The organism is Amycolatopsis sp. cmx-8-4 (assembly GCF_046548675.1).
GTDB lineage: Bacteria > Actinomycetota > Actinomycetes > Mycobacteriales > Pseudonocardiaceae > Amycolatopsis.
The window spans coordinates 77,675-90,762 of the sequence record NZ_JAEBDZ010000007.1 but is presented as its reverse complement, the minus strand read 5'-3'; the positions used below and the strand labels follow the sequence as shown (position 1 = coordinate 90,762).

Annotated in this window: 13 protein-coding genes; 9 read left to right on the top strand and 4 right to left on the bottom strand. The window is 72.5% G+C overall.

The genetic code is table 11. From position 1 onward, the window contains the following. Window positions 1-125 precede the first annotated feature (125 nt). From ACLJQZ_RS16615 to ACLJQZ_RS16590, 6 genes are all read left to right on the top strand, one after another. On the top strand, window positions 126-2,258 hold the full coding sequence (locus tag ACLJQZ_RS16615) for a discoidin domain-containing protein (protein ID WP_410620881.1): 2,133 nt from the start codon (window positions 126-128) through the stop codon (window positions 2,256-2,258). Window positions 2,259-2,371: 113 nt separating this feature from the next. Continuing rightward, window positions 2,372-3,145, top strand: a complete 774-nt coding sequence (locus ACLJQZ_RS16610; protein ID WP_410620880.1) for a hypothetical protein — start codon at window positions 2,372-2,374, stop codon at window positions 3,143-3,145. Between the two features lie 104 nt (window positions 3,146-3,249). Then, window positions 3,250-3,426 (top strand): hypothetical protein, encoded by a 177-nt coding sequence (locus tag ACLJQZ_RS16605; RefSeq protein WP_410620879.1) that lies wholly within the window; start codon window positions 3,250-3,252, stop codon window positions 3,424-3,426. Between the two features lie 214 nt (window positions 3,427-3,640). Then, window positions 3,641-4,075 carry an XRE family transcriptional regulator gene (locus ACLJQZ_RS16600; protein WP_326949443.1) on the top strand — a complete coding sequence of 145 codons (435 nt, stop codon included), beginning with the start codon at window positions 3,641-3,643 and terminating at the stop codon, window positions 4,073-4,075. A gap of 27 nt (window positions 4,076-4,102) precedes the next feature. After that, window positions 4,103-4,693, top strand: coding sequence for a hypothetical protein (locus ACLJQZ_RS16595; RefSeq protein ID WP_410620878.1), 591 nt, complete (start codon window positions 4,103-4,105; stop codon window positions 4,691-4,693). Window positions 4,694-4,702: 9 nt separating this feature from the next. Next, window positions 4,703-5,758 carry a hypothetical protein gene (locus ACLJQZ_RS16590; protein ID WP_410620877.1) on the top strand — a complete coding sequence of 352 codons (1,056 nt, stop codon included), beginning with the start codon at window positions 4,703-4,705 and terminating at the stop codon, window positions 5,756-5,758. 1 nt (window position 5,759) lies between these two features. Here ACLJQZ_RS16590 and ACLJQZ_RS16585 read toward each other — a convergent pair whose 3' ends face one another. Further along, complete coding sequence (locus tag ACLJQZ_RS16585; protein WP_410620876.1) at window positions 5,760-6,272, bottom strand: 2'-5' RNA ligase family protein; 513 nt, start codon at window positions 6,270-6,272, stop codon at window positions 5,760-5,762. 89 nt (window positions 6,273-6,361) lie between these two features. Next, window positions 6,362-6,781: a hypothetical protein gene (locus tag ACLJQZ_RS16580; protein ID WP_410620874.1), complete on the bottom strand. Its 420-nt coding sequence runs from the start codon at window positions 6,779-6,781 to the stop codon at window positions 6,362-6,364. Between the two features lie 154 nt (window positions 6,782-6,935). Here ACLJQZ_RS16580 and dinB point away from each other — a divergent pair, with 154 nt between their 5' ends. After that, complete coding sequence (dinB, locus tag ACLJQZ_RS16575; RefSeq protein ID WP_328648499.1) at window positions 6,936-8,126, top strand: DNA polymerase IV; 1,191 nt, start codon at window positions 6,936-6,938, stop codon at window positions 8,124-8,126. A gap of 32 nt (window positions 8,127-8,158) precedes the next feature. Here the strand turns inward: dinB and ACLJQZ_RS16570 are convergent, their stop codons facing one another. Continuing rightward, window positions 8,159-9,046, bottom strand: a complete 888-nt coding sequence (locus ACLJQZ_RS16570; RefSeq protein WP_410620873.1) for a class I SAM-dependent methyltransferase — start codon at window positions 9,044-9,046, stop codon at window positions 8,159-8,161. A gap of 209 nt (window positions 9,047-9,255) precedes the next feature. On the opposite strand from ACLJQZ_RS16570, the gene ACLJQZ_RS16565 reads away from it, so the two are divergent. Further along, on the top strand, window positions 9,256-9,666 hold the full coding sequence (locus ACLJQZ_RS16565) for an Lsr2 family protein (RefSeq protein ID WP_328648497.1): 411 nt from the start codon (window positions 9,256-9,258) through the stop codon (window positions 9,664-9,666). 856 nt (window positions 9,667-10,522) lie between these two features. After that, the gene (locus ACLJQZ_RS16560) at window positions 10,523-11,824 is read left to right on the top strand and encodes an MFS transporter (RefSeq protein ID WP_410620872.1); all 1,302 of its coding nucleotides are present in this window, start codon (window positions 10,523-10,525) and stop codon (window positions 11,822-11,824) included. Between the two features lie 40 nt (window positions 11,825-11,864). Here ACLJQZ_RS16560 and ACLJQZ_RS16555 read toward each other — a convergent pair whose 3' ends face one another. Further along, window positions 11,865-13,022: an NAD-dependent formate dehydrogenase gene (locus tag ACLJQZ_RS16555; protein WP_410620871.1), complete on the bottom strand. Its 1,158-nt coding sequence runs from the start codon at window positions 13,020-13,022 to the stop codon at window positions 11,865-11,867. Window positions 13,023-13,088 lie beyond the last annotated feature (66 nt).

The window sequence follows — 13,088 nt, the reverse complement described above, 5'->3', positions numbered from 1 at the left end:
CGCCGCGGACGGGCATTGTCCGTTTCCAGACGGGAAGCTTGACAATGCGGGCCGCCGTGACGAACGATCGGCCGTGCCGGAGAGCGCTCTCCAACCTCCGTCCCCCCTTTCGCGCGGGAGTCATCGTGGACCGACCGTTGCCCCTTCGTGCCGTCCCGGCACTCGTGGTCCTGCTGGTAGTGGGCCTGCTAGCCGGCCCGACCCCGGCACACGCCGCGACGTTGCTATCCCAAGGCAGACCCGTGACCGCCTCCAGCAGCGAAGGCGCGTCGACGCCGGCGTCCGCCGCGGTCGACGGCGACGCGGGCACCCGCTGGGCCAGCGCCTGGAGCGACCCGCAGTGGCTGCAGGTCGACCTCGGCACCGCCGCCGACATCAGCCAGGTGACCCTGAACTGGGAATCCGCCTACGCGACGGCGTACGAGATCCAGGTGTCCGACAACGCGTCGTCGTGGACCTCGATCTACAGCACGACGACGGCGACCGGTGGCGTGCAGAACCTCGCCGTCAGCGGCCACGGCCGGTACGTGCGCTTCTACGGCACCCACCGGGTCGGCGGCTACGGCTACTCGCTCTGGGAGTTCCAGGTCAGCGGCACCCCGGGCACGACGACGCCGGGCGGCCCCGGCGTCACGAAGGTGACCGGCAGCCAGGGCAACTGGCAGCTGAGCGTCGACGGCCGGCCGTGGACCGTCAAGGGCCTCACCTGGGGCCCGCCGGTCAGCGAAGCCGCGTCGCGGATGCCGGAGCTGCACTCGATCGGCGTCAACACCGTCCGCACCTGGGGCACCGACGGCAGCAGCCAGCCGCTGCTGGACGCCGCCGCGGCCAACGGGATCAAGGTCGTCGCCGGCTTCTGGCTGCAGCCCGGCGGCGGGCCGGGCAGCGGCGGCTGCGTCGACTACACCACCGACACGACCTACAAAAACACGATGCTCGGCGAGATCCAGAAGTGGGTCAACGCCTACAAGGGCAACGCCGGCGTGCTCATGTGGAACGTCGGCAACGAGTCGATCCTCGGCATGCAGAACTGCTACTCCGGCACGCTGCTGGAGCAGAACCGCATCGCCTACGCCCGGTTCGTCGACCAGGCCGCGCAGGCGATCCACGCGATCGACGCCAACCACCCGGTCACCTCGACCGACGCCTGGACCGGCGCGTGGCCGTACTACAAGGCCTACACGCCGAACCTCGACCTGTACTCCGTGAACTCCTACGCGCAGGTCTGCCAGGTCAAGCAGGACTGGATCAACGGCGGTTACACGAAGCCCTACATCATCACCGAGACCGGCCCGGCCGGCGAGTGGGAGGTCCCGAACGACGTCAACGGCGTCCCGACCGAGCCGACCGACCAGCAGAAGCGCGACGGCTACACGAACGCCTGGAACTGCGTCCTGGCCCACCCGGGCGTGGCGCTCGGCGCGACGCTGTTCCACTACGGCAGCGAAGGCGACTTCGGCGGCGTCTGGTTCAACATCACGACGGGCAACGAGAAGCGGCTGTCCTGGTACGCCGTCCGCAAGATCTACAGTGGACAGACCGGCGGCAACACGCCCCCGGTGATCTCGTCGATGAACCTCAGCCGCACCACCGACGTCCCGGCCGGCGGTACCTTCACGGTGACGGCGAACGTGTCCGATCCGGACGGTGACCCGATCACCTACACCATGGGCTACAACAGCAAGTACATCAACAACGCGGCCGGTCTGATCCCGGCGCAGTTCACCGGCAACGGCACGTTCACCGTGACCGCGCCGCAGGACCTGGGCGTCTGGAAGATCTACCTCTACGCCCGCGACGGGCACGGCAACGTCGGCATCGAGACGCGCTCGCTGCGCGTGGTCGCGCCGCCGGTGCCGGGCACCAACCTGGCCCGCGGCGCGGCGACCACGGCGTCGACCTACCAGGCCGACGGCCCCGGCGCGCCCTACCCGCCGCAGGCCGCGACCGACGGCAACCAGGCGACGCGCTGGGCGAGCGCGTGGGCCGACCCGCAGTGGCTGCAGGTCGACCTGGGCAGCCGGCAGGCGTTCAACCACGTCCAGCTGGTCTGGGAGTCGGCGTTCGGCAAGGCGTACGAGATCCAGGTCAGCGACGACGGCGCGAACTGGCGCTCGGTCTATGGCACCACGACCGGTGACGGCGGCGCCGACGACCTCGCGGTCTCGGCCACGGCCCGGTACGTGCGGGTGAACGCCACCCAGCGCGGGACGGCGTACGGGTATTCGGTTTACGAGTTCGGCGTCTACCGGAGCTGACGACAGACAGTGGTGGCCCCTCCCGCGCCGGGAGGGGCCACCGCCGTCGGATCCGTTGCGACGGCGGCACTTTTGCCGCACCACGCGGGGTGGCGCATCGCTAAGGTGCCCGCATGGCGGACGCCGTGACCCGTACCGTGCCGCTTTCCCGCGCCCGCCGGTGGACCTGGGTGCTCGTGGCCGTCGCGGTCCTGTTCGCGGCGTGGCACGTCTACGGCATCACCGTCGCACCGGCGCGCCCCTTCTTCTGGATCGGCCTCGCCTTCGACGTCCTCGTCGGCACCGTCGCCTGGTTCTTCGGCCGGGCCTGGCCGCCCGAAGCCCGGTTCGAGCCGGACGCTCTCGTCCTCGACCGGACCCGCCTGCCGTACGCCCACATCACCGGCGTCCGGCGCGACGAGGTCTCGGCCAAGCCGTTCTGGCTCGCGTTCTGGCTGCCGACGTCGTTGCTGGGCGGCCTGATCGTCGCGCTCCGCCCCGCCGCCGGCTTCGACCGCGAAGTCGTCGAAATCCAGACCCCGGCCGGCCGCGTGCGCGCCCGCTGGCGGGACGACCGGGCCGCGGAGACCTTCCTCGCCGCCCTGCGGGAGCACCGGCCGGACCTCGACGTCCGGTTCGGCCTGGACGCCGGGCTCTTCGCGCGCGACTACACGGCCCGGCTCGGCGTCGGCGGCGGGTTGCTGGCCTTCGGCCTCTCCCTGTGGCTCTTCCTCGGCGCCTGGTTCGGGCTGCAGCTCACCGACCAGTCCCTGGACCGCGGCCCGTTCCCGCTCGAAGCGACGTCGGGCGCGCTGCGCGAGCTGACGGCCGGCCTGACCGGCTTCGCGCCGCTGCCCGGGGTCACCCGGGCTTCACCGAGTGGGAGTGCGACCGCGACAACGACCTGATCCTCGGCCCGGATCCGGACGCGACCGACCTGCACCTGCAGCTGATCCGCGAGGACCTGCCGGAGGCCGACGCCGTCGAAGCCCGGTTGCGCCGGGCGGCCGGGATGGACGCCGGCGACTACCTCACCCGGATCGGCCCGGACAGCACCGACGTCGAGGTGGACATCCCCGAGGACCGCGGGCTGTACGTGGAGATCTCCACCGGCTGCGTCGCTCGCGACGGCCTGCCGCGACTGCGGGACGACCTCACGAAGCTGGCCCAGGCGATGGGCGCGCGCTGAACGGGGAAGGGCGGGCGCGGGGCCGCGGGTTAGGCGCGTGGCCACCCCCAGCGGCCACGTGAGTCACCTCGCGGCCGCCGAGCCGGCCCGGGCTGGTGTTCCGTTTCCGAAACACCTACCGTCGGTATCGTAGTCTTTCCGGTACATGCTGTGTCAAGTTTTCGGGACAGCTAGGCTAGCTGTTGTCACGTTTCACGGTTGAGGGTGGTGTGCGGTGAGTGAGGAGCGCAGTTTCGCCGAACGGCTGGCGCACTTGATCGCGACCGTGCACCCGCCGGACCGCAAGCCCTACTCCTACCGGGAGATCGCGCACGGCGTCGCGGAGCAGACCGGCGTCACGATGTCGGCGACCCACGTGCAGCAGCTCGCCGTCGGCGCGCGCAAGGACCCCAAGCGGTCCCACATCCAGGCGCTGGCCCAGTTCTTCGGCGTGCCGGTGACCTACTTCTTCGACGACGAGGTCGCCGGCGAGGTCGACAAGCAGGTCGAGGACGTCGTGGCCTGGCGCGACGGCGAGGCCCGGAAGATGGCGCAGCGGGCGATGCAGCTCTCGCCGCGCGACCGCGAGACCGTGACCGCCCTGATGGACCAGCTCGGCAGCTACGACGAGACCCGCCGCCGCGAGGGCCGGCGCCGGAAGCCGGAGTGACGTGCGTGCGGTGAACGGTCGGCTACGATGACGTCGTCCGTGATCGCGCCCCGGTGCACCCGGCTGGCGCCCGCTCAGCGGGGAGGACCCATCGACGCGCACGGCCTGACCCGGCTGCGAGCCGGGGCCCGCGCCCGGGTGCTGGAGGTGATCGCCGCCGTCCCGCTGCCGCGGCCGTGGTCGATGAACCGCTGGGTCGACGGCCTGGAGGCGTGGCGCGGCCGCGAAATCGACCTCGTGCCGGTCGAGTACCGGCCCGGCCAGCCGTCCGGCGCCTGGCAGGCCCGCCCGGCCTACGACCTGATCGCCTACACCGAGCACACGTCGGCGCTGCACCAGGACCACATCATCGCCCACGAGCTCGCCCACATGCTGTGCGCGCACACCGGCAGCTGCCTGATGTCGGAGTCCGAAGCCGCCGAGCTCGCCCCCGATCTGGCGCCGCGGGCGCTGTCGCACCTGCTCACGCGCGTGACGAGCGGCCGCGACGAGTACGAGGCCGAACTGATCGCCGTGCTGCTGATGAGCGCGGCGACGAGCGAACCGCTCGCCGTCCAGCCCGGTGCGTCCGGCCGTGCGGCGGACCAGGCGCGGCGGCTGGCGGCGCTGCTGGGATAGTCCGGTCCCGTGATCGACATTCTGTTCCTCGGGGTCGGGCTCTTCGCGCTGGCCGTCGGGATCTGGCGCGCGGTGCGGGCGCGGCGGACCGGCGCCGGTGCGGGGCTGGCCGTTTCGCTCATCGCGCTCGGCGCGGCGTTCTGCTTCCTCTCCAATCGTGCGCAGGTGCTGGAGAGCGAGCTGTACCCGAGCCTCGGCCGGCTGCTCTCGAACCTCGCGACCATGGTCGCGGCCTACGGGATCGGGCTGACCGTCGCGGAGATCAGCGGCACCCGCGACCGCGGCCGGCGCACCCGGCTCGTTGCCCTGGCCACGGCGTTGACCCTGCTGGTGGTGACGTTCTTCAGCTCGCCGGACCTGCCACGCGGCATCGGGTTGTTCGACGAGCTGTACCGGACGCACCCGACGCTCGTCGTCTACGTCTTCGCCTACACCGTCTACCTCGGGTTCGCGGTGCTCGACATCGGGATCGTGTCGGCGGTGACGATCCGGGCGAGCGGCGGCGCGTTGCGCGCCGGGCTCGCCTTGCTGCTGCTGGCGTCCGCGTTCGCCGTCGCCTACCTCGGCGGGAAGGTCGTCGCGACGATCCGGGCACTGCAGGCCGACCACCCGGCCAAGGCGTTGTGCGCCGGGCCGTTCTCGACGCTGCCGTGCGCGCTCGACGTCGGCTTCCCGGCGGTGTCGGTGCTGCTGATCGTGCTGGGGCTGACGATCCCGTCGATCCCGGGACTGGCGGCCGGCCGCCGCGACGCGCGGACCCTGCGCGTGCTGCGGCCGCTGCGTGAGCACCTCACCCGCCGGTTCCCGGAGATCGTCCGCATCGACCCGGGCGGCCCGTCGCGCCGCGAACGGCTGCTGACGGCGATGAGCGAGACCAACGACGGCCTGATCCTCGCCGGGGTGACGCCGGAGCTGGCGGCCCCGGCGGCCGCGCGGCTGGTGCGCGACCTGCCGGACGAGCCGGGGGAGACCGCGCCGCCGGTCGCCGGTGCGGAACCGTTCGCCGCGGACGTCGCGCGGCTGCGGGCGATCGCGAAGGCCTACCGGAGCGGCTCCACCGGGTGAGTCACGCGCCGAACGGCGCGGTGAGCCGGGTTTCCCAGCCCTGGTCGTCGAGGGCGACCAGGTGCAGGGCCTCCGCGCGGGCGGCCAGCGGGAGCAGCGGCCGGACCTCGGCCGCGACCCGCTCGAGGTCGGCGTCGGTCCCGCCCATCGCGACAGTCAGGTGAGCGTCGGGAGCCGGGCCGAACCGGCCGCCGTAGGGCGGGACGTCCGGCCAACGCGCGCAGACCGCGTCCGCGATCGCCTGCAGCGCGGGCACGGGGATCGCCGAGAAACCCGGCGCGGTGACCAGCTCGGTGAGCGGGACGCCGACCGGCGCGGCGGCTGCGGCCAGCGCGCGCACGGCGTCGAGGACCTCGTCGGTCACCTCGGGCGCGGGGAGGAACGGGTACAGCGCCGTGACGTGCGCCGGCAGGCCGGGGCGGACCAGCTCGGGGGCGGTGCGCCGGGCCGCGGCGAGCACGGGCTCGGCGGCGGGCAGCAGGATCACCAGCGCGGTGGTTCCGGGTCGGGGCACCTTCGCATCATGGCAGTGCGCCCGGTCGGGCCGCCGCCCGCGGCAGCACAGGCGCGCGGACCAGCGGGGTCCCTCGGAACGGAACCCGCTCAGGCGGCGGCGCTTTCCGGGAACCGGCTCGCGCGGGACAGGGCCAGGCTGCGGCGGCACAGTGCGACCAGCTCGTCGTTCGCGCGGCTGCGCGGGCTGTGGCCGCAGAGCCCGCAGCGGATGGCGACCTCGCCGGTGAGCTCGTCCACCGCGACCAGGGCCTGGTGGTCGCACCGGCGGCACCAGCGGTAGCCGATCGCGGAGTTGGCGTGCACCGGGGACGAGACGCATTCGTGCAGCCAGCGGCGGTGCGTCCGGCAGGTGACCCGGTCGGTCGGGTCGAGCCCGCCGGTGTCCTCCACCCGGTCCTCGCGGGCCAGCGTCGAGGCCAGCAGCGGCTGGCGCGGGGCGGCCGGCCTGTCCTGCGGGTTCGGCCCGGCCCACGCGTGGTGGTCGCCGCAGCGGCACTTCTCGGTCATGTCGCTCCCAAGTTCCGGTAAGTCGATGTCTTCGAGTGTGGGCGCGGTCACGCACGCGGACTACCGGGAAAACGCTCAGTTTCGCCCAACGGCGCGACGGTGACGGCGGACGGACGAGCGGATTTCGGCGCGCGGGTATGCGAACATATGTTCTATGACCGCCGAGGGCCCCATCCTCCACGCCGACCTCGACTCCTTCTACGCGTCGGTCGAGCAGCGCGACGACCCGGGGCTCAAGGGCCGGCCGGTCATCGTCGGCGGCGGGGTGGTGCTGGCCGCGAGTTACGAGGCCAAGGCCTACGGCGTGCGCACCGCGATGGGCGGCGCGCAGGCCCGGCGGCTGTGCCCGCACGCCGTCGTCGTGCCGCCGCGGATGTCGGCCTACTCGGCCGCGAGCAAGGCGGTGTTCGAGGTCTTCCGCGACACCACCCCGCTGGTGGAGGGCATTTCCATCGACGAGGCCTTCCTCGACGTCGGCGGATTGGCCAAGATCGCCGGACGGCCGAGCGCGGTCGCCGAACGGCTGCGGCAGGCGGTCGCCGAGCGGGCCGGGCTGCCGATCACCGTCGGCGTCGCGCGGACGAAGTTCCTCGCCAAGGTCGCCAGCCGGGTGGCGAAACCGGACGGCCTGCTCGTCGTGCCGCACGACGCGGAGCTGGCGTTCCTGCACCCGCTGCCGGTCGGGGCGCTGTGGGGCGTCGGGAAGGTGACCGAGGAGAAGCTGCGGGCGTGCGGGATCACCACGGTGGGCCAGCTGGCCGCGTCCGAGCCGGTGGACCTCGCCGGCCTGCTGGGCCGCGGTGCCGGGCGGCACCTGCACGCGCTGGCGCACAACCGCGACCCGCGGGTGGTCGAGACCGGCGTGCGGCGCCGGTCGATCGGCGCCCAGCGGGCCCTCGGGCGCGGCCGGCGGACCCCGGCCGAGCTCGACGTCGTCCTCGTGGCCCTGATCGACCGCATCGCCCGGCGGCTGCGCGCCGCCCACCGCATCTGCCGCACGGTGACGATCCGCCTGCGCTTCGCCGACTTCACCCGGGCGACGCGCTCGTGCACGCTGACCGAGCCGACCGAGGGCACCGGCCGGCTGCTCGCCGCGGCGCGCGAGCTCCTGGAGGCCGCGCTGCCGCTGATCGCCGACCGCGGGATCACGCTGCTCGGCGCGTCCCTGTCCAACCTGACCGGTGACGACCACGTCCAGCTGGCCCTCCCGTTCGAACGCCAGCGGGCCACCCAGCTCGACACGGCCGTGGACTCGGTGCGGGACCGGTTCGGGAAAGCGGCCGTCACCCGCGCGGTTCTGCTGGGCCGTCCGGCCGAGCCGGAGATGCCGCTGCTGCCCGATTGACAGAGAAGAGCGACGGTGCGTCGGGAAAGTGTTCAGCTTTCCCGGGGCGGTGCGGGAATGCGCGCGTGGGTCAGGTGGGAAAGCCGGCTCGGCTTCAGCGCGTCGTCGCGATTCCACTCGTTCGCGCCCACGCTGCCGCGCTGACCGGTCTGTTCGATCACTTCGAAACCCGTGTCGCGCAGGAGATCCGCCATGGCGGCGGGGGAGAGGAACGTCCGCCAGGGCTCACCTTCTGCTGCGGCCATCGGCGCGACGGCTTCGGCGTAACCGTTTCCGGCCGCGTCGCGCAGTTCCGCGGGGAGCAGGTGGTCGGCCACGATTTCCGACCCGGGAGCGAGGCCGCCGAGCTCGGTCAAGGTCGTCAGAATCGCCGCTCTGGTCAGGTACATGGTGACTCCGAGCCAGCTGACGAACACGGGACGGCGCAGGTCGAGTCCACTCTGGACGAGCCGGTCGGCGAGCCTGTCGGTTTCGAAGTCGACCGCGACGAAGATCACCGACGGCGGCTCGGTGATGCCCGCGGCTTCCAGGAGTGCGCGTTTGGCCGCTTGGGTCGCGGCCCGGTCGACCTCGAACACGCGGAACCGGCCGGGCGGTGTCCGATAAGCGAACGAATCGAGTCCGGCGCCGAGAATCACATACTGGTATATACCGGAATTGGTGCGCAGAAGACGCTCTTCGGTGAACCGGCTGCGGCAGACGGCCTCGGCTCGCGCGCCGGCGAGGATGGGATGGCTACCGTGGAGCCGGTGATACGCCAGCAGTTCCTCGGCGCGGGCGCCGAGCAGCGGTGCGGCGAGCGGGTCCGAGAAGAGGGGCGGCGCGGCGTCGACCAGCAAATGTGCGGCCCGTGCGGCGGCCGCCGTGAACGCCGTGCGGCTGACACCGGGCGCATTGCCGGGGGAATCGGGCGAAGTCATGCCGCAACGGTACCGATTTGATTTCGAGCATATCACGAAAACAAAAAGTCTACAAGATCACGCCCATTTCGACTAGGTTGCGATCACGTCTGTACGCGGGCGGTCCCTGTCGCTCGAGCGGCCATTGTGGACGCCCCGCGTGCTTGGCGGGATTCGACAGGTTAGGGTCTGTCCGACCGTGTTCTGGAGAAGATGAGGAACGACGAACCATGGCGCAACGGGTGCACGTCGAGATGGTGGACGACCTCGACGGGAGCGAGGCGAACCAGACCGTCCCCTTCGCCCTCGACGGGGTGAGCTTCGAGATCGACCTCTCCGAGGAGAACGCTTCGGCGCTGCGGGACGAGCTCGCCCGCTACGTCGGCGCCGCACGGCGCATCGGCGGCCGCAAGGTCCGCCTCGCGACCGGCCAGTCGCTGACGGGCGCGTCGGGCTCGGGCACCGACCGCGAGCGCAACCGGCAGATCCGGGAGTGGGCGCAGGACAACGGCTACGAGGTCGCCGAGCGCGGCCGGCTCTCCAGCGAGATCATCGCCGGTTTCGAGGAGCACCAGGCCGCCGCGGCCGAACCGGTGGAAGCCAAGCCGGCCCGCAAGCGCGCGACCCGCAAGAAGGCCTGACGCGGATCGCCTGCCGCGCAACGGGTCCGGCGCCTGGGGGCGCCGGCCACCCGAAGTGCGGCCGCACTGCGGAAGTTCCGGACGCCGGGTGCCGCCCCGGAGAAGCGCTGCCCGCAGCGCGGATCCCGGTCGGCACCCGGCGAACTGCTTGTCTCATCCCGCTGGATGATTGAGTTGAGCGCCGGGCAAGTCGCTCGGTCCGGCGCAAGTCGTTCGGCCGAAGAGAGTTTGCCGCGATGGTGTCCGGTCGGCAGGCTGAGTGTTCCGCTGATCGAGTCGCCGGTGTAGGTCGTGGAGATTCGGCGCGATGGTGTCCGGCGGGCAAGCTGAGCGCCTCGCCGACCGGGTGCCGCTGCAGGCCGAGGCGGCCGTTGTCAAACCCGCTCCTGAGCCCCGCCCCCCACGGTTGCCCCGCTCCGGCCTTCGTGCCCGGACCGAAGCCTGCCGCTTCCTCGGCGTGACCACATCGGACCCCCTGCCGGTCCGGCCTGCGATGATCGGCCGGAAAACCCGTACTTCCCAGGCGCCCAAAGGCTTGTCGGAGGGGGTCTCCGCTGGCCAGACTGTCAGTGCTCCACGCGGCCGGTACCGCGCCGGAGCACCGGCCCGGTGGCCGCCTCCTCCCTCGATGGCCACCGGGCCGCCTTTCCGTCCGGCGCCAGGCGCGGGCCACCCCGGAATCCCCGCACCGCACCGAATCGCGTGCGGAAACCCGGGCCCGCGGCGCCTCCTGCCCGCGAATCCGCAGTCCGAACCGCCGATCGGGTCCGGTGGGTGGACATCGCCGCCGTCAGAGGTGCACACTCTGGCTACTCCATACTGCATACAATCAGCAGTCGAACGGGTGGTGGTCGTGATGTCCCAAGTCCGCGAGCTCCGGGACGTCTACGGACGGCGGTACCGGGTCGGGGAGACCGACCTCGAGCTGCTCGGCCGGCCGCGCGGCCGGATCACCTGGCTCGCCGCGGCGGGGATGCTCGCCGCCGGGGTGCAGCAGTACGGCTTCGGCGCGATGGTGCCCGAGCTGAGCCGGGCGCACGGCTGGACGTTCGGCGCGATCGTCCTCACCTTCGCGCTGTGGGCCGTCTGTCAGGCCGGGATCGCCTTCCCCGCCGCGTGGCTGCGCGAACGCGGCACACTGCCCGCGCCCGCCGCGATGACGCTCGGCGCGGTCCTGTGCGCCGCCGGGCTGGTCACGCTCGGGCACGCGGGCAGCCTGCTCACCGTGTTCCTCGGCTACTCCGTGCTCGGCGGCCTCGGCACCGGCCTCGTCTACGCCACCTGCGTCGGCGCTGTGCTGGCGTGGTTCCCGGACCGCTCCGGCCCGAACGCGGGTGTCGTCAGCGGCGCGTTCGCGTGGGGAAGCGTGCCGTTCGTCGTGCTGGCCGCCCTGCTGCCGGACGTCCGCCCGGTGCTGCTCGACGCGACCGCCGCCGTGGTGCTCGTCGTGATCGCCGGGTGCGGCGCCCTGCTGCGCTACCCGCCGCGGCACTGGTGGCCCGCGACGCCTGAGCCGCGCGCGTGGGCCCTGGACAAGAGGCACAACCGGCACCCGGCGATCCGGCACTACCGGCCCGCCGAGCTCTTCCGCTGCGGCACCACCCTCGCGCTGTACCTCGTGGTCGTGCTCGCCGCCGCCGTGCTGCTGTTCGACCTCGCGTACCTGGCGACGTTCGTCGCCGAGCGCAGCGGACCCGGCCTCGCCGCCGCCGCGCTGGCCCTGCTCGCCGCGGCCACCGGGTCGGGCCGGCTGCTCATCGGCCGGCTCGCCGACCGGCTCGGCCGCCGCCGGATCCTGCGCCTCGCCCTGCTCGCCGGCGGCGTCGCGCAGTTCGTCCTCTACTACTCGGGCGAGCACCGCCACGCCGTCGGCCTGCTGCTCGGTGTCACGCTGGCCGGGCTCGGCAACGGCTGCTGCTACACGCTGCTGGTCGGCCTGGTGCGCGAGTACTTCGGTGAGGAGTCGGCCCTGCAGAACTTCGGGATCCTCTACAGCGCCAAGGCCGTCGGCGCCGTCGCCGGGGTCGGGGTCGGGCTCGCCGCGGTCGGCCCGCTGGGCGCGTTCGCCGTCGCCGGGGTGCTGAGCCTCGCCGGGGCGCTGCTCACCGGACGTCTCACCCAGCCCGGCCGGCCGAAGTCCCTGCTGCCCGCGGCGTAGGCCCGGTGGGCGGGGACGGTCCCCGCCCACCGGACGCGGCTCAGCGCGTCGAGTAGGAGTGCGCGCCGGTGCCGGCGAGCTTGCCGCCGTCGACGATCAGGTACTCGTCGCGGATCGGCGACTCCCCGAAGTAGTCCTCGAGGATCTCGCGCGTCCCGGCCGCGTAGCGCGCCTGTGCCGAGAGCGACGACCCGGAGATGTGCGGGGTCATACCCTGGTGCGGCATCGTCCGCCACGGGTGGTCGGCCGGCGCGGGCTGCGGGTACCAGACGTCGCCCGCGTACCCGGCGAGCTGCCCGCTCTCGAGCGCGCGGACCACGGCGTCGCGGTCGGCGATCTTCGCCCGCGCCGTGTTGATCAGGTACGCGCCGCGCTTCATCGACGCGATCAGCTCGTCCCCGAACAGGCCCTCGGTCTCCGGGTGCAGCGGCGCGTTGATCGTCACGACGTCGCAGTGCGGCACCATCTCCGCGGCGCTCGGGTGGAAGGTCAGGTTCAGCTCCCGCTCGACCTCGGCCGGCAGCCGGTGCCGGTCGGTGTAGTGCAGGTGGACGTCGAACGGCGCCAGCCGCCGCAGCACGGCGGTGCCGATCCGCCCGGCCGCGACGGTGCCGATGTGCATGCCCTCGACGTCGTAGGAGCGCGCGACGCAGTCGGCGATGTTCCAGCCGCCGTCCAGTACGACCTGGTGCGACGGCAGGTAGTTGCGCACCTGCGCGAGGATCATCATCACGACGTGCTCGGCGACGCTGATGCTGTTGCAGTAGGTGACTTCGGCGACCGTGACGCCGTGGGCGATGGCCGCGTCGAGGTCGACGTGGTCCGAACCGATCCCGGCCGTGACGGCCAGCTTCAGCTTCGGCGCCCGGGCGATCCGCTCGGCCGTGAGGTAAGCGGGCCAGAACGGCTGGGAGATCACGATCTCGGCGTCGGCGAGCTCGCGGTCGAACTCCGAGCCGTCGCCGTCCTTGTCCGAGGTGACGACGAGCGTGTGTCCCTGCGACTCCAGGAACTTCCGCAGCCCGAGCTCACCGGAGACGCTGCCGAGCAGCTGTCCGGGCGTGAAGTCCACACCCCGCGGGGTGGGCAGGGTCTGGCCGCCGGGGTAGCCGTCCAGGTGCGGCAGGCCGTCACGCGGGTAGGTCTTCGGGTAGCCGTCCACCGGGTCGTCGTAGAGCACGCACAGCACCTTTGCCACGGCGTCACACTCCAAGTTTTCGTTGCGGGACAAGTACTTTCACCGTCCTCCGCGCGCGCGAGCGGG